Annotated in this window: 17 protein-coding genes; 5 read left to right on the top strand and 12 right to left on the bottom strand. The window is 72.6% G+C overall.

Translation table 11 applies throughout. The features are described from left to right. Positions 1-46: 46 nt before the first annotated feature. Positions 47-673, bottom strand: a complete 627-nt coding sequence (locus Pta02_RS06140; protein WP_203873702.1) for a TetR/AcrR family transcriptional regulator — start codon at positions 671-673, stop codon at positions 47-49. A 66-nt stretch (positions 674-739) separates the two neighbouring features. Between Pta02_RS06140 and Pta02_RS06135 the strand changes: the two genes are divergently transcribed. Continuing rightward, positions 740-1,234, top strand: a complete 495-nt coding sequence (locus Pta02_RS06135; RefSeq protein ID WP_203873701.1) for a hypothetical protein — start codon at positions 740-742, stop codon at positions 1,232-1,234. Between the two features lie 70 nt (positions 1,235-1,304). Here the strand turns inward: Pta02_RS06135 and Pta02_RS06130 are convergent, their stop codons facing one another. After that, the gene (locus Pta02_RS06130) at positions 1,305-2,021 is read right to left on the bottom strand and encodes a hypothetical protein (protein ID WP_203873700.1); all 717 of its coding nucleotides are present in this window, start codon (positions 2,019-2,021) and stop codon (positions 1,305-1,307) included. Between the two features lie 123 nt (positions 2,022-2,144). On the opposite strand from Pta02_RS06130, the gene Pta02_RS06125 reads away from it, so the two are divergent. Next, positions 2,145-2,435, top strand: coding sequence for a hypothetical protein (locus Pta02_RS06125; protein ID WP_203873699.1), 291 nt, complete (start codon positions 2,145-2,147; stop codon positions 2,433-2,435). Between the two features lie 18 nt (positions 2,436-2,453). Here the strand turns inward: Pta02_RS06125 and Pta02_RS06120 are convergent, their stop codons facing one another. Beyond that, complete coding sequence (locus tag Pta02_RS06120) at positions 2,454-3,176, bottom strand: TetR/AcrR family transcriptional regulator (protein ID WP_203873698.1); 723 nt, start codon at positions 3,174-3,176, stop codon at positions 2,454-2,456. Between the two features lie 83 nt (positions 3,177-3,259). Between Pta02_RS06120 and Pta02_RS06115 the strand changes: the two genes are divergently transcribed. Beyond that, positions 3,260-4,762, top strand: coding sequence for an MFS transporter (locus tag Pta02_RS06115; RefSeq protein WP_203873697.1), 1,503 nt, complete (start codon positions 3,260-3,262; stop codon positions 4,760-4,762). Positions 4,763-4,782: 20 nt separating this feature from the next. On the opposite strand, the gene Pta02_RS06110 is transcribed toward Pta02_RS06115, so the two are convergent. The 9 genes from Pta02_RS06110 to Pta02_RS06070 form a co-directional block, all read right to left on the bottom strand. Further along, positions 4,783-5,109: a DUF202 domain-containing protein gene (locus tag Pta02_RS06110; RefSeq protein ID WP_203873696.1), complete on the bottom strand. Its 327-nt coding sequence runs from the start codon at positions 5,107-5,109 to the stop codon at positions 4,783-4,785. A 52-nt stretch (positions 5,110-5,161) separates the two neighbouring features. Continuing rightward, positions 5,162-5,524 carry a YidH family protein gene (locus Pta02_RS06105; protein ID WP_203873695.1) on the bottom strand — a complete coding sequence of 121 codons (363 nt, stop codon included), beginning with the start codon at positions 5,522-5,524 and terminating at the stop codon, positions 5,162-5,164. Between the two features lie 68 nt (positions 5,525-5,592). After that, positions 5,593-6,009 carry a DUF8711 family protein gene (locus Pta02_RS06100; RefSeq protein WP_203873694.1) on the bottom strand — a complete coding sequence of 139 codons (417 nt, stop codon included), beginning with the start codon at positions 6,007-6,009 and terminating at the stop codon, positions 5,593-5,595. 71 nt (positions 6,010-6,080) lie between these two features. Then, entirely contained in the window at positions 6,081-7,367 is a 1,287-nt protein-coding gene (locus Pta02_RS06095; protein ID WP_203873693.1) for an ABC transporter substrate-binding protein, read from the bottom strand. Positions 7,368-7,406: 39 nt separating this feature from the next. After that, on the bottom strand, positions 7,407-8,591 hold the full coding sequence (locus Pta02_RS06090; protein ID WP_203873692.1) for a branched-chain amino acid ABC transporter permease: 1,185 nt from the start codon (positions 8,589-8,591) through the stop codon (positions 7,407-7,409). Beyond that, the gene (locus Pta02_RS06085; protein ID WP_203873691.1) at positions 8,588-9,466 is read right to left on the bottom strand and encodes a branched-chain amino acid ABC transporter permease; all 879 of its coding nucleotides are present in this window, start codon (positions 9,464-9,466) and stop codon (positions 8,588-8,590) included. Before Pta02_RS06085 ends, Pta02_RS06090 begins: the two co-directional genes overlap by 4 nt. Positions 9,467-9,471: 5 nt before the next feature. Beyond that, positions 9,472-11,331 (bottom strand): AMP-dependent synthetase/ligase, encoded by a 1,860-nt coding sequence (locus tag Pta02_RS06080; RefSeq protein ID WP_203873690.1) that lies wholly within the window; start codon positions 11,329-11,331, stop codon positions 9,472-9,474. After that, a complete protein-coding gene (locus Pta02_RS06075) occupies positions 11,328-12,125 on the bottom strand; it encodes an ABC transporter ATP-binding protein (RefSeq protein ID WP_203873689.1) in 798 nt (265 codons plus the stop codon). Before Pta02_RS06075 ends, Pta02_RS06080 begins: the two co-directional genes overlap by 4 nt. Continuing rightward, positions 12,122-12,907: an ABC transporter ATP-binding protein gene (locus Pta02_RS06070; RefSeq protein ID WP_203873688.1), complete on the bottom strand. Its 786-nt coding sequence runs from the start codon at positions 12,905-12,907 to the stop codon at positions 12,122-12,124. The genes Pta02_RS06075 and Pta02_RS06070 overlap by 4 nt, the downstream gene beginning before the upstream one ends. A 152-nt stretch (positions 12,908-13,059) precedes the next feature. Between Pta02_RS06070 and Pta02_RS06065 the strand changes: the two genes are divergently transcribed. Both Pta02_RS06065 and Pta02_RS06060 read left to right on the top strand, forming a co-directional pair. Next, positions 13,060-13,317 (top strand): ubiquitin carboxyl-terminal hydrolase 14, encoded by a 258-nt coding sequence (locus Pta02_RS06065; RefSeq protein WP_203873687.1) that lies wholly within the window; start codon positions 13,060-13,062, stop codon positions 13,315-13,317. 186 nt (positions 13,318-13,503) lie between these two features. Next, the gene (locus Pta02_RS06060) at positions 13,504-14,760 is read left to right on the top strand and encodes a monooxygenase (protein WP_239129706.1); all 1,257 of its coding nucleotides are present in this window, start codon (positions 13,504-13,506) and stop codon (positions 14,758-14,760) included. The last annotated feature ends 20 nt before the right edge of the window (positions 14,761-14,780 follow it).

The following is a 14,780-nucleotide window of genomic DNA, read 5'->3' as shown; positions in this document are numbered from 1 at the left end:
CCCGCTTCCGGCCCGTTCTCTCCATCCACCCGCTCGGCCCGTCCGCTCAGTCCGCCACCAGAGTGTCGAGGTGGCGGCGGAGCACGCCGAGCATGTCGGCGGGGACGAGCCGGCCGGGATGCAGGACCCCCTGCGTCGCGAGCCCGTCGAGGAGGGCGCAGAGCCGGCGGGCCTCCAGCGGGACGTCGGCCCCCTCGGCGAGCCGCCCGGCCTGCCGGGCTCCGTCCAGCACCCGGGTGACCAGGGCGAGCGTGCCGTCGTACAGCTCGCTCACGTGCCGCTGAAGCTCCGGCCTGGTGCGGGCGGCCGTGACGAACGCCAGCCAGACCACCGTCTCCCGGCGGCGTTCCTCGTCGAGCGGCAGCAGTTCGGCGAGCATCCGCTCGACGGCGGCCCGCCGCTCGGCGGGCGCGGCCACGCCGGCCGCCGGGTCGAGCAGCCGGTCGGCGTGCGCGACCAGCCGCCGCGTCAGCCGTTCGCGCATCGCCTGCATGGCGAAGACCATCAGCTCGGCGTGGTCGGTGAAGTAGTGCCGCACCGAGCCGACGGCGAGCCCCGCCTCCGCGGCCACGTTCCGCAGTGAGACCTTCTCCAGCCCTTCACGGTCGATCAGGCGGAACACCGCCTCGGTGACGGCCCGCCGGCGCTCCCCGGGATCCACGATCTTCGGCACCCCACTTTTATAGCACGGTCGTGCTAAATTTTATTTAGCATGGTAGTGCTATAAACGGAGGGGCACATGAGCACGTGGTGGATCGTCATCGTCGCCGTCCTGGTGGTCGGCGTGATCGTCAAGAGGTTCCTGGGCGAGCCGCTCAACGCCCGCGACCTGTTCGTGCCGCCGGTCGTGCTCGTCGGGATCGGCGTCTACGGCCTGGTCGAAGGGGGCCCGCTCACCGGAGCCGACATCACCTGGATCGCCGCCGGATCGGCGGCGGGACTGGCGCTGGGCGCGTTGCGCGGCCTCACCCCCCGATTGTCCGTCCGGGACGGGGTGCTGTGGCAGCGCTACACCGGCTGGACCGTCGGTGCCTGGGTGCTCTCCGTGGCGGTCAACGCGGGCGTGGGCGCGCTCGCGGCGCTGGCGGGCGCGCATCCGCAGGCGCGGCCGATGACGCTGTCCATCGGCGTCAGCCTGCTCGGCGAGGTGATCACTCTCGGCCGGCGGGCACTGGCCACCGGGACGCCGTTCGCGCCCGAGCGCGCCTCCTTCCCGCGCCGACTCCCACGCTGACCCCCGCCGGCCCCGGCCGGCCCCGGCCGGCCCCGGCCGCCCGCCGGGCAGGAGGCCGTCCCGCGCCTCCTCAGAGCAGGACGCGCAGGCCCTCCAGGAGGGTCTCCCGCTCCGGGGCGGTCAGGGTCTCGTACGGCGGGGCCGCGCGGCGGTTGGTCTCGGCCTCGATCGCGTCGCGGGCGGGGCCCGGCGGCATGGCGACGATCTGCCGGGCGGTGAGACCGGCCGCGCTCCAGGCGGCGGCGTGGGCGTCGGCGCGGTGCAGGCGCAGCGCCGCCAGGCGGTTGAACAGCAGCACGCCCGCCGGGGTCCCCTCCGGCTCGTAGGGCGGGCAGACCTGGGCGAAGGCCGGGCCGCCGCTGCGCCCGCCGGCCGCCAGGAGACGGCCGGCGAGGTCGGCCAGGACCGGCACCCGGGCGGCGTGCGGCGCCCACAGCGCGGCCGTCGCCGCGGCGTGCACGCCGTACAGCTCCACGATGAACTCCAGCGCCCGGCCCGTGGCGCGCAGCGCGCCGTCCTCGTCGGTCAGGACGCCCCGCCCGACCTGTTCCGCGATCTCCTCCTCCCCCACGGGGTCGTACCGGTAGACGGCGGCGAGCCCCTCGCGGGTCAGCGGGCGGGCCGGGAGCACGTACCGCAGGTCGATCAGGAGACCGGGGTCGCCGTCCCATCGCGCGACGAGCTCCCGGCCCGGCGACCGGCTCGCGGCGTGGACGCCGACGTGGACGACGTCGATCACGGGCGCGATCTCCGCCGCGTACCGGGCCAGATCATCAAATCGCGACATAGGGCGATATCTTGCTCCACTCCCGTCCCCACACAAAGCCGGATGGCACAACGGCTCTCGCCCGGCTCGCGGGACGGCGGGAACGCCCTTGCCGCAGGGGTGGATCGGGAATACCGTCCAGCCATGGGCGTCCTTCACCAACCCCGTGTGGCCCTGGACGGCGCGAGGGTCTTCGTCGCCGCGGCCAACGCCGAGGTCTACTGGTGGCTCACCGACATGATCGGCCGGTACTTCGGCGAGATGTACCAGCTGAAGCTGGCCGAGACGCGCCTGCGGCTCCAGCACGAGGACGCCACCTACGCCGAGGCCGGGGCCTGGCGGGTCCGGCTGCAGGAGATGCTCCGCGAGCGCCCGGAGCTCACGCCGGTCCTGTGGCAGATGGTCGCCGAGACCACCGAGCGCATGCCCCGCTGAGACGGCCGCGCCGCCGCCTCAGCCTCCCGGACCACCGCCGCCGCCCGGGCCCTCCGGCCCGCCGGCTCCGTCGTGGCGGGCCGGCGGCGCCAGCCGTACGGCGACGCCGTCCAGGACCAGTTCGAGTTTCCTGGTGAACCACACGTGTGACGGATCGGCCAGGGCCTCCCGCAGCAGCGGCGCGATGCCCGGTCCCGCGACGTCGGCCAGGTCCCCGGCGGTGTCGGCGCGCACGGTGCTCTCCCCCGCCGGGGCGTCCAGCTGCCCGGCCAGCGCGGACTGGCTCACGGCGAGGTCGTAGACGGTGTCGGCGGCCAGGAAGGCGGCCTCCAGGGTGAAGCCGTGGCCGACCAGCCCCTGGACGGCGGCGCCGAAGCGGGCCATCAGGCCCCGGGGGATCCGGGTGAGGGCCAGCAGTTCGCGATCCAGTCCCGGGTGGGCCTCCAGCAGCCGCCAGACCGTCCATCCCTGCGCCGACAGATAGGCACGCCAGTCGTCGCCGGGCTCGGGCCACTCGGCCAGCTGGATGACCCGGTCGACGGCCGCGGCGACGAGGTCCTCACGGTCGGCGACATGGCGGTAGAGCGCCGAATGGCTGGCCGACAGCCTCTCGGCGACGGTGGTCAGTGTCAGGTTGCCGAAGCCGACGGCCAGGGCGGCGTCGGCGATCACCTGCCGCGTCAGGCGCGGCGGCCGGCCTCGGGGGCGGCCGGGCGCGGGCCGCCGTCGCTGATCATCCACTCGCCCATTGTTCCGCAGAACCTCTGGATAATTAGTGACAGCTTGTCTTTAATGAGTGAGGCTTACCTTGGAAGGAGGTCCGCGTGGAACGCACGGAAGCTGTCCGTTACCGCCCAGGATGGGCATTGGGCCTGGTCACCGCCGCCTGCATGGTGATGACGCTGGACATCACGATCGTCAACGTCGCTCTGCCCGAGATCCGCGACGATCTGGGGGCGAGCCTGGCCGACCTGCAGTGGGTCATCACCGCCTACACCCTCGCCTTCGCCTCGGTTCTGCTGGCCGCCGGGTCGCTGGCCGACCAGGTGGGCCGGCGGCGCGTGTTCGTCGGCGGCCTGTCGGTGTTCACGCTGGCCTCGCTCGGCTGCGGCCTGGCCCCGGGAGTGGTCGCGCTGGACGTCCTGCGCGCGCTCCAGGGGCTGGGCGGCGCCTTCGCCTTCGCCCCGGCGATGGCGATCATCGCGGCCAACTACACGGGCGCGGCCAGGACGAAGGCGATCGCGGTCTTCGGCGCGACCGCCATGGCCGCCGGCGCCGTCGGCCCGCTGGTCGGCGGCCTGCTGGTGGAGAGCGTCGGCTGGCGCAGCCTGTTCCTGGTCAACGTCCCGCTCGGCGCCGCGGTGGCCGGGCTGGCGCTGCGCCGTATGGCCCCCGACCGCCGGGGCCGTTCCGCGCACGTCGACGTCGCCGGTGTGCTCACCCTCACCGTCGGGGTGTCGGCGATCACCCTCGCCCTGCTGCGCGGCCAGATCCAGGGATGGGACAGCGCCGCCACCCTGGGCCAGGCGGGGATCGGCCTGACCGGGCTGGCCGTGTTCGTGCTCACCCAGCGGTACGGCTCCCGCCCGCTGCTGGACCTGTCGCTGTTCGCCATCCCGTCCTTCACCGGCGCCGCGCTCATCGCCCTGCTCGCCCGCACCGTCAGCTTCGGCCTGCTCGCCTACCTGGTGCTCTTCCTGGAGGGCGCCTACGCCTACAGCGCCTTCGAGGTCGGCCTGCGGCTGCTCGGGCTGAGCGTCATGCTGGTGGCCGGCGGGCTGCTGTCGGCGCGGCTGGCCGCCCGCGTACCGCTGGGCCGGCTGGCCTCGGCCGGGTTCGCCGTCAGCGCCGCGGGACTGGCCGCGCTGCGGCTGGCCGACGCCGGCGGCTCCTGGATCCGGCTGCTGCCCGGGCTGATCCTGCTGGGCCTGGGGATGGGGATGGTCGCCACCCCCAACATCACCCTCGCCATGAACGTCGTGCCGCCCGAGCGCACCGGGGTCGCCTCCGGGCTGATCAACTCGTTCCTGCCGCTGGGCACCGCGCTCGGGACGGCCGCATTCGGCGTCCTGTTCAGCGCGCGCATCCACGCGGCGCTGCCCGGCGCCGTCGCCGACGCGGTCGCGACGGGCCGGACGGAGGCCGTGCCGCCCGCCCTGGCCGCGCCCGGCCGCGAGGCCCTGGCCGGCGCGGTCGGCATGGTCGGCACCGTCGGCGCGGCCGTCGCGGTGGCCGCGGCCGTGCTCGCCCTGGTCCTGATCCGCCCCGGCGACCTGCGCCACGCCGAACCCGCCGCCCCCGCGCCGCAGGCGGCGGACGCCGGCTGAACGGCAGAGGGGGGGCCGCCTCAGCGCACGAGGACGAAGACGGCCGAACCGGCCACCGCGGCGAGGGCGCCGAACCAGGCGAGGAGGGCGTCGGCGCGCTCGTCGAGCGGGCGGCCCCGGTGCAGGGCCTCCTGGACGCGCCGATAGCGCACCCCGGTGCGGGCCAGCAGGACCGCACCGCACAGGGCCGCCACCGCGAAGGGCACCGCCACCAGCGGGGGGACGCCGGTGCGCAGCGCGGCACCTGCGGCGCCCAGGCCGCTGGCGGCCAGCATCGTGGCGGTGCGGACCCAGGCCAGCCGGGTGCGCTCGCTCTGCAGCCCCTCGTCCCAGGGAGCCCCGCTCATCGTCCGGCGCTCATCGTCCGGCGCTCATCGTCCGGCGCTCATCGTCCGGCGCTCATCGTCCGGTCACGATGAGGACGAGCGCCAGCAGGGCCACGGCGGCCACGCCGTAGCCGAACAGGGGCGCCAGCGCGGGCGGGGGGATGGGGGCCTGGCTGCGCAGGGCGTTCTGGACGTGCCGCCAGCGGGGATAGGCCATCCCCGCGCACAGCGCGGACAGCGAGACCAGCACGACCGCGAGCGTGGTCCGCATCCACGGCACGAAGGCCTCCGGCGAGACCGCCGCCATGGCCACGCCGCCCGCGCTCAGCGCGAGCGACGTGCTCAGCCAGGTCAGGAAGGTCCGCTCGTTGGCCAGCGTGAACCGGGGGTCCGGCTCCTTTCCGCCGAGGTCGGCCGGCTCTTTCGAGGTGCCCATGACATCGACGCTAATTCAACGACATTTCCCCTAGAGAAGGCGGGATTGGGGAACGGGACGGCGGAGACTCAGCCGCCGCCACCGCCGCCGCAGGCGTTGGTGAGCTCCTCCACCCACTGCACGCCGTCGGAGGCGACCTTCTGCGCCGCGTCGACGGCCTCGTTGGCGTTGTTCACGTTGAGGGAGTCCAGGCTGCTGGAGACGTTGTCGGCGGCCTCCTTCAGCGAGGTGTTGGCGGCCTTGTCGGCCAGGTCTCCGAGCTTGGCGGCGCCGTCGTTGAGCGCCTGCTCCATCGCGGCGGGGTCGTTGATCAGGCCCGCGACCTTCGACATGGTCTCGGTCACGATCCCGGCGGCCTGGATGCACTGCTGGGCTTTGTCGACGCCCTCGCTCACCTGCTGGAGCTCGGAGCATCCGGTGGTCAGGAGGGCCGCGGCCAGTGCGGAGGCGGCGAAAGCGAGTGTTCGTCGCTGAAGAGGTCGCATGACCCGACACTACCCAACGGGCCGGTACGGCGTGCGCCGCCGTACCGGCCCGCCATGACCTCCCGGGCGGATCAGAGTTTGTCGAAGCAGGGACCGTCCATCGTGTAGGACTGCGCGGTCGGGCCGGTGTAGAAGTCCTTGACGATCGTGACGCCGGTGGGCGCCGCCCTGTCCGGCTTGGAGATCAGCGTCTGCCGGAACGTCGCGGTGTTGGGGTCGCCGGCGTAGTTTCCGGCCTCGGGGGGCAGCATGCCCTCGTAGTCGACCGTGGACAGCGACTTGACCGCGGCGAGCAGGCCCTTGCGGCTGACGTCCCCGCCGGCGACCATCTTGTCCAGCGCGGCCTTGAGCGGGTAGGACCAGGACCAGCCGGAGGTGTAGCCGTCGTTGGGCGTGACGTTGCCCAGCGCCTCGCGCATCGCCTTGTGGCCGGGGGTGTCGGCGCCCCACGGCTTGCCGGGCGCCGACTGCTCGTACAGGGCCAGGATCGCGGGCGCGGCCGGGCTCTGCAGCAGCGCCGGGTTCCAGGTGGGTCCGGTGCCGATGAAGCGGCCCTTGAACCCGGCGGCGGCCGACTGGCCGATGATCGCGGCGGCGTCGGCCGGGCCGGTGGTCAGGATGACCAGGTCGGGCTTGTTCTTGGTGATCTCGGTGATGGCCCGGCCCTGCTCGGTCGCCCCGGCGGGGGTCTCCACCGCGGTGAACTCCAGGCCGTTCCCCTCCGCCGCGATCTTCGCCCCGGCCGCGGCGTCGGCGCCGTAGTCACCGGCGTAGTGCACGGCCATCACGGTCTTGGGCTCGTAGGTCTCCATCGCGTAGTCGACGGCGTTCATCGACTCGATGCAGTAGTTGGAGCCGCTCTCCACGATGACGTCCTCGAACTCCCAGGCCGAGGTCCACGACGCGGGGGCCGAGACCACGTTGTTGGCCTTCAGGTCGGCGAGGATGGCCGCGGTGGTCGGCGAGCCGAGCGTCTGGGCCAGGCCGAGCACGTTGTTCTTGATCTCCTGGTAGACCTGGTTGTGCGTCTCGGGGTTGTACTTGTTGTCGCGGACGTAGGCCTGCACGTCCACCTCGTACTTGCCGCCGATGCCGCCCGCCTTGTTGACCCGGTTCCAGAACGCCTTCTGCGCCTGGGTGATCGGTACGGCGAGCGCGGCGAACGGCCCGGATGTCAGGTCGGAGATGGTGCCGAGATAGATGCACCCCTTGTTCCTGTCCACCGCCAAGGGGCAGGGCTCGTTGGTGACTCCCGTGGTCACGGCGGCCTTCTGGTCCTCGTCGTCCCCCCGGATGACGCCGCACGCGGACAGAAGGGCCACCACGGAGACCGCTATCACCAGGTGGCGCTTCGACATGGACTCACTCCTTTGGCGTGATGAGGGCTTGGTGGGAGATCAGTAGGAGAAGGGCCAGCTCTTCCAGTAGGCGCGCACGCGGACCCACAGGCCGAACAGCCCTCGCGGCTCGAAGACCAGGAACAACACGATCAGCAGGCCGTACAGGGCGACCTGGATCTGGAAGACGTTGGGCGTCTGGGTGGTGTCGCCGCTGACGAAGGGCAGCAGGGCGGGCAGTTCCTGGGTCAGCCGGGGCAGCAGGGTGATGAACAGCGCGCCGGCGACGGCGCCGGAGACCGTGGCCACGCCGCCGATCAGGATCATCGCGATGAACTGCACCGACATCAGCAGGTTGAACGAGCCCGGGTCGAAGAACCCGGTGATCGTGTACATCAGCGCGCCCGCGCAGCCCGCGTAGAACGAGGAGATCGCGAAGGCGAGCGTCTTGTACCGGGTCAGCGGCACGCCGATCACCTCGGCGGCGATGTCCCGGTCGCGGATCGCGGAGAAGGCCCGGCCGATCCTGGAGCGGGCGAGGTTGCGCGCGGCCACCGCGAAGACCACGAGCAGGACCAGCATCAGCATGTAGAGCGACTGCGCCCGGGTGCCGAGCGCGCTGTCGACGTCGAAGCGGAACCCGAACAGCTCGGGCACCGCGGCCGGGCGGCCCACCCCCGGTCCCCCGGTCAGGTCGTCCCACTCCTTGAAGACGTGCTCGCCGAGGAAGACCAGCCCGAGCGTGACGACCGCCAGATAGAGGCCGCGCAGCCGGGCGGCCAGCGGCGCCACGAGCACCCCGGCCAGCGCCGCGACCAGTCCGGCGGCGGGCAGCCAGACGATCATGTTGGTGATCCCGAAGCCGATGACCCGGCCCTCGGGGTCCCCCGACAGCGCCGCCGCGGCGTAGGCGCCGACGGCGACGAAGAAGGCGTGGCCGAGCGAGACCTGGCCGGCGTAGCCGGTGACGATGTTGAGCCCGATGGCGCCGATCGCCGCGACGTACCCGCCGGCCAGCAGGATCAGCAGGTCGTCGGGCAGGCCGCTGGACAGGATCGCGACGCCGAGCAGCAGCGCCAGCCAGACCTTCTTGGCCCGGGTGTCCAGCAGCGCCATGTCCTGGGAGTAGGAGGTGTACAGCAGCGGCCGTCCCCTGGGCCTGCGCGCCCGCGGGGCCGCCGGGTCCGCCCGCGGGGGCTCCGCGACCGCCTCCAGGTCGCCGGTCCGTCCGGTCATCCGCGTCATACGCGCTCCACCTCCGGGGTGCCGAACAGGCCGTACGGCCTGACCAGCAGGACCAGGAGCATCACCACGTACGGCGTGACGACCGCGAAGTTCTGTCCCAGCCAGGGCGCCAGATCCCCCTGGTAGGACTGGACGAGCGACTCCACGACCCCGATCACCAGCCCGCCGATCACCGCGCCGCCGAGTGAGTCGAGCCCGCCGACGATGATCGCGGGCAGCGCCTTGAGCGCGATGATCCAGGTGAGCTGGTCCACCCCCTGCCCGGTGCCGACGAAGGTCCCGGCGACGGCGGCCAGCCCTCCGGCCAGGCCCCAGGACAGGGCGAAGACCATGCCCACCGAGACGCCCTGGGCCAGCGCGGTCTCCTGGTCGAAGGCCGCCGCCCGCATGGCCAGGCCGTAGCGGGTGTAGCGGAAGAAGGCGAACAGCAGCCCCACCAGCACGGCCGTGGTCAGGAACATCGCGATCCACCGCTGCTGCACGGCCAGGCCGCCGATGTCGGCCAGCCGCAGCCCCCACGGGTCGCCGACCTGTCGCACGTCGAGCCCGATGAAGCCGTTGACCACCACCCGGATGACCACGTCGACGCCGAGCGTGATGATCGCCACGACGAAGACGGGCCGGCCCACCATCGGCCGGATCGCGACCCGCTCGACGACCAGCGCGACCCCGGCGATCAGCAGGGTGGACAGCAGGACCGCGACGTAGAAGCCGGTCACCTGGACCAGATAGCTGACCGCCACCGCACCGGCGATCATGAGGGCGGGCTGGGCGAAGCTGATCACCCGCGTCGCCTTGTAGATGATCACGAATCCGAGGGCCAGCAGCGCGTAGACCGACCCGGTGCCCAGCCCTCTGATCAGCGATTCGAGCACGCCCTTCATCGCTCCCGGTACATCCCTTCGACGAGGTCGGCGAAGAGCCTGGTGATCGCGCTCCGCTTGACCTTCTGGGTGGCGGTCAGCTCGCCGTCCTCGTGGTCGAGCTCCTTGGGCAGCATGGCGAACCGCTTGACCTGCTCGGCCCGGGCGAATTCCCCGTTGACGCCGTCCACCACGCCCTGGACCAGCTCCCGCACCTGCGGCCTGTCCGACAGGTCGCGGTAGGTGGTGTACGGCAGGCCGCGCCGGCGCGCCCACTCCCCCACGGTGTCGAGCTCGATGCCGATCAGCGCGGTCAGGTACTTGCGCCGGTCGCCGATGACGACGGCCTCCTTGATGTACGGCGAGGCCTTGAGCGCGTTCTCGATCTCGCTCGGCGCGATGTTCTTGCCGCCGGCCGTGATGATGATGTCCTTCATCCGGTCGGTGATCCTGATGTGGGTGCCCTCCACCCACTCGCCGACGTCGCCGGTGTGCAGCCAGCCGTCGGCGTCGATCACCTCGGCGGTGGCGTGGGGGTCGCGCCAGTACCCGGCGAAGGTGCCCGGGTGCCGGGTGAGGATCTCCCCGGTCATCTCGTCGATCCTCAGCTCCACGCCCTCGTGCGGCTCGCCGACGGTGCCGAGCTTGATCCGCCCGGGGCGGTTGCCGGTGGCCACGGCGGTGTTCTCGCTCATGCCGTACAGCTCGTGCATGGCCACGCCGATGCCCATGAAGAACTTGAGCACGGCGGGCGCGATCGGCGCGGCGCCGGAGGCGGCGTAGCGGACCCGGCGCATGCCCAGCCGCTCGCGCAGGGCGCGGTAGCAGAACACCCAGCCGATGGCGTACAGCGTCCTGGTCAGCGGGGTGTGCGCGCCGCCGGTGCGCACCAGCTCGTCACCGATCCGGTCGGCCACCCGCAGCCAGAACCGGGCGGTCGCGCGCTTGAGCGGCGAGGCCGACTCCAGCCGGATCTCGACCCCGGCCAGCACCTTCTCCCAGATGCGCGGCACCCCGAACAGGATCGTCGGCTGCACCTCGCGCAGGTTGGCCTGGACGGTCTCGATGGACTCGGCGAAGTTCACCTGCACCCCGGCGGCGGCGTTGAACCAGACGGTGAAGGCCCGCTCGGCCACGTGGCACAGCGGCAGGTACGACAGCGCGAGGTCCTCCTGCGAGGGCGGCGGTGAGGCGAAGCCGCCACCCTCGACGAGCACCCGGACGGCGTACTCGATGTTGCCGACGGTCAGCATCACGCCCTTGGGCGGGCCGGTGGTGCCGGAGGTGTAGATCAGCGTGGCCACGTCGCCGGAGCGGGTCGCGGCCATCCGCCGCTCGACGGCGTCCGGCTGCTCCTCGCGGTGGGCGGCCCCGATCTGCAGCAGTTCGTCCCAGTGCATGAGCCGGGGGTCGCGGTAGTGCCCGCGGATGCCGCGCGGCTCCACGTAGACGATCCGCTCCAGGTCCGGGCAGCGCCCGGCGACCTCCAGGGCCTTGTCCACCTGCTCCTGGTCCTCGGCGATGAGGATCCTCGCCCCGGAGTGGGAGAGCAGGTAGGCCACCTCGGCGGGCGGGTTGGTGGGGTACAGGCCGACCGTGACGCCGCGCACCGCGACGATCCCGAGGTCGGAGTAGAGCCACTCGCGCCGGTTCTCCGAGTGCACGGCCACCCGGTCGCCGGGCTCGACGCCGAGCGCGAGCAGGGCGTGCGCGACGAGCTGGACGTTCTCCCAGTAGTCGGCCCAGGTGACCTCCTGCCAGATGCCGAGGTCCTTCTCCCGCATGGCGACCCGGGCGGGCGCGGCCCGGGCCCGGTCGCGGACCCGGGTGACGACGGTCGCGGTGCGCGTGTGCTCCTGCTCGCGTGTGAGCGTCATGGCGCTCCTCCCAGGTAGGCCTCGATGACCTCGGGGTCGCTCTGCACCTCGGCCGGGGTGCCGAGCGCGACCGGGCGGCCGAAGTCGAGGACGAGCACCCGGTCGGCCAGGTCCATGACCAGGCCCATGTCGTGGTCGACGAGCACGATGGGCACCCCGAGCTCGTCGCGGGCGTCGAGCACGAAGCGCGCCATGTCCTCGGTCTCCTCCAGGTTCATCCCGGCCACGGGTTCGTCCAGCAGCAGCAGCCGCGGCTCCATGGCCAGCGCCCGGCCCAGCTCGACGCGTTTCTGCACGCCGTACGGCAGGAGCCGGACGGGATGGCGGCGCCAGGCCGCCAGGTCGAGGAAGTCGATGATGTCCTCCACCCGGGCGCGGGCGGCCAGCTCCTGCCGGCGCGCCCGGCCGAGCCAGAGCAGCGCCGACAGCGGGCCGTAGCCGAAGTGGTGGTGGCGGCCCAGCATGAGGTTGTCCAGCACGGTCAGGTTGTGGAACAGCTCCACGTTCTGGAAGGTGCGGGCCAGGCCCATCTCCGCGATCCGGTGCGGGGGCAGGCCGAGGATGTCCTCGCCGAGGAAGGTCACCCTGCCGCGCTGGGGCCGGTAGACCCCGGACAGCACGTTGAAGACCGACGTCTTGCCGGCGCCGTTCGGCCCGATCACGGCGAACAGCTCGGCCGGGGCGACCTCGAAGGAGACTCCGTCGATCGCCGTGACCCCGGCGAAGGAGAGCCCGACGTCCTCGAACGTCAGCACCGGCGGCGCGGCCCCCGGCTCCTCTTCCCCGCCGGTCACGACAGCCACCTCTTCCTGCGCCGGTAGTGCTTGACCTCGCGGAAGGACTTGACCGCCCCCTCGGCGCCGAGGCCGAGGTAGAACTCCTTGATGTCCTCATCGGCCAGCAGCTCGGCCGCGGGCCGGTCCATGACGATCTTCCCGGTCTCCATCACGTAGCCGTGGGTCGAGATCGACAGGGCCATCGCGGCGTTCTGCTCGACGAGCAGGATCGTGGTCCCCTGCTTGTTGATCTCGACGACGAGGTCGCGGATCTGCCCCACCAGGGCGGGGGCGAGGCCGAGGCTGGGCTCGTCCAGCAGCAGGTAGCGGGGCCCGGACATGAGCGCGCGGCCCACCGCCAGCATCTGCTGCTCGCCGCCCGACAGATAGCCGGACACCCCCTTGCGCCGCTCCTTGAGCAGCGGGAACAGCCCGTAGACCCGTTCCAGGTTCGCGGCCGCCCGCCGGGGCGCGGTGTGCGCGCCGACCTTCAGGTTCTCCTCGACGGTGAGCTCGGCGAAGATCCGCCGGCCCTCCATCACCTGGCTGATCCCGCGCCGCACGAGCTGCGCGGGCAGCAGGCCGTGGACGGGCTCGCCGTCCAGGAGGACCGATCCCTTGGTGATCTCGCCGTCGTGCACGTCCAGCAGGCCCGACAGGGCGCGGAGCAGGGTGGTCTTGCCCGCGCCGTTCGCGCCGAGCAGGGCCACGACCGAGCCGGCCGGCACCCGCAGGCTGACACCGCGCAGCACCAGCATCACGTCGTCGTAGACGGCCTCGAGGTTGCGCACTTCGAGCATCGGGCTCCCTGAGGTGTGTCCTAGGTCACCCCCGATGAAGCACAGAGTGAGTCACACCGAACCTCTGATCAATAGGTCCGGCGAGAGGTGTCCAAATTGGAACACTGCTCTGGCCGTACGATCGGCGGTGAGCCGACAGCGTGAGGGAGAACATGTCCGCCTGCGAACACATCGTCACCGCCCAGGATCCGGCCGCGCGCACCCCCGGCGGGTGCGAGGAGTGCCTGGCCGTCGGCAGTGGCTGGGTCCACCTGCGCCGATGCCTGTCATGCGGCCACATCGGGTGCTGTGACTCCTCGCCGAACAAGCACGCCACCGCCCACTTCAAGGAGAGCGGCCACCCGGTCATCGTCTCCTTCGAGCCGGGCGAGAACTGGCGCTGGTGCTACCTCGACGAGGTCGTCGGCTGACCCCCCGGTCCCATCCGCGCCCTGCCGCCTACCCCTGCGGAAGCATCGTCTCCTCCCCCGGGACTAGACGGGCTTTCGCCCTTGCGGCCGATGGAGGGGCACCCCGGGGGCGGGAAGTCTGGAAGGCAGGGCGCGGCGGGGTCTTCCCCGCCGCGCGTGCCGGCAGCGGACAGACAGGGGGCGATCATGGAACGCACGATCCGGAGACCGGGACGGCGGACACGGAGACTGGGCGCGGTGACCGCGGCGCTCGCCGCCGTCGTCCTCGCCGCGGCGTGTTCCGGGCAGGCGGGCACCGCCGCCTCCCCGGCCGCGGGCGCGACCGGCGGCCAGAGCGGTTCCGGCGGCCAGAGCGGTTCCGGCGAGGCCCGTGACGGGCGGGCCCACGGCGGTCACGGGAGCTCCGCCACGCCCCCGCCCGCGGCGCCGCTGCGCGACTCCGAGCGGTTCGTCAGCCTCACCCTGCCCGAGCCGTACACCCCGAAGGCCCCCTCCGGGGGGACCGACGAGTACCGCTGCTTCCTGCTCGACCCCGGGCTGAAGGAGAAGGCGTACCTCACCGGCAGCCAGTTCCTGCCGCAGAACACCGACCTCGTCCACCACGCGATCATCTTCCGCGTCGACGCCGAGCAGGCCGAGAAGGCCGTCGCGCTCGACAAGCGCACCCCGGACGAGGGATGGACCTGCTTCGGCGACGCCGGGGTCGGCGACGGCGCCTGGGTCGCCCACTGGGCGCCCGGGGCCGACGAGACCCTGCTGAACGAGAAGCTCGGCTACGCGATGCCGCCCGGCAGCAAGCTGATCATGCAGGTGCACTACAACCTGCTCGCCACCCAGGGCAGGGCCGGCGGGAGCGACCGCTCGGCGATCCGGCTCCGCCTGGCCGACGGCGGGACCGACCGCACGCCGCTGGAGACCGCGACCCTCGCGGCCCCGGTCGAGCTGCCCTGCGCGCCCGGGGAGTCGGGCCCGCTGTGCGAGCGCGGCGCCGCCGTCCGCGACGTCGTCGAACGCTTCGGCGAACAGTCCCGCGGCGCCGTCGACGGCCTCGGCCAGTTCTGCGGCGGGGGCGCGCCCCCGAAGGCCGGCTCCACCCAGCACTGCGACCAGAAGCTCGAGGCGCCGGGGACGGTGTACGCCACCGCCGGGCACATGCACCTGCTCGGCCGCGCCATCAAGGTCGAGCTCAACCCCGGCACGCCGGGGGCGAGGACGTTGCTGGACATCCCGAACTACAACTTCGACGAGCAGGCCATCCGCCCGCTGGAGCAGCCGGTCGAGGTCGAGGCCAGCGACACCCTGCGGGTGACCTGCACCCACGACGCGGGCCTGCGCAGGCAGCTGCCCGCCCTGCGCGACCAGCCGGCGCGCTATGTGGTCTGGGGCGAGGGCACCAGCGACGAGATGTGCCTCGGCCTGCTCGTCTGGTCACCCCGCGCCTGACCCCTGCCCGGCCCCGGCCC

This window comes from Paraplanobispora takensis (genome assembly GCF_016863195.1).
GTDB classification, from domain to species: Bacteria; Actinomycetota; Actinomycetes; order Streptosporangiales; family Streptosporangiaceae; genus Planobispora; species Planobispora takensis.
The sequence above is the reverse complement of the archived record's forward strand: the minus strand, read 5'-3'. Positions and strand labels throughout refer to the sequence as shown.

Excerpts from the sequence above, each read along its gene's own strand:
- Pta02_RS06135 (WP_203873701.1), top strand. The coding sequence starts at position 740 with ATGAGCACGTGGTGGATCGTCATCGTCGCCGTCCTGGTGGTCGGCGTG.
- Pta02_RS06130 (WP_203873700.1), bottom strand. The coding sequence starts at position 2,021 with ATGTCGCGATTTGATGATCTGGCCCGGTACGCGGCGGAGATCGCGCCC.
- Pta02_RS06125 (WP_203873699.1), top strand. The coding sequence starts at position 2,145 with ATGGGCGTCCTTCACCAACCCCGTGTGGCCCTGGACGGCGCGAGGGTC.
- Pta02_RS06110 (WP_203873696.1), bottom strand. The coding sequence starts at position 5,109 with ATGAGCGGGGCTCCCTGGGACGAGGGGCTGCAGAGCGAGCGCACCCGG.
- Pta02_RS06105 (WP_203873695.1), bottom strand. The coding sequence starts at position 5,524 with ATGGGCACCTCGAAAGAGCCGGCCGACCTCGGCGGAAAGGAGCCGGAC.
- Pta02_RS06100 (WP_203873694.1), bottom strand. The coding sequence starts at position 6,009 with ATGCGACCTCTTCAGCGACGAACACTCGCTTTCGCCGCCTCCGCACTG.
- Pta02_RS06095 (WP_203873693.1), bottom strand. The coding sequence starts at position 7,367 with ATGTCGAAGCGCCACCTGGTGATAGCGGTCTCCGTGGTGGCCCTTCTG.
- Pta02_RS06090 (WP_203873692.1), bottom strand. The coding sequence starts at position 8,591 with ATGACGCGGATGACCGGACGGACCGGCGACCTGGAGGCGGTCGCGGAG.
- Pta02_RS06080 (WP_203873690.1), bottom strand. The coding sequence starts at position 11,331 with ATGACGCTCACACGCGAGCAGGAGCACACGCGCACCGCGACCGTCGTC.
- Pta02_RS06070 (WP_203873688.1), bottom strand. The coding sequence starts at position 12,907 with ATGCTCGAAGTGCGCAACCTCGAGGCCGTCTACGACGACGTGATGCTG.
- Pta02_RS06065 (WP_203873687.1), top strand. The coding sequence starts at position 13,060 with ATGTCCGCCTGCGAACACATCGTCACCGCCCAGGATCCGGCCGCGCGC.
- Pta02_RS06060 (WP_239129706.1), top strand. The coding sequence starts at position 13,504 with ATGGAACGCACGATCCGGAGACCGGGACGGCGGACACGGAGACTGGGC.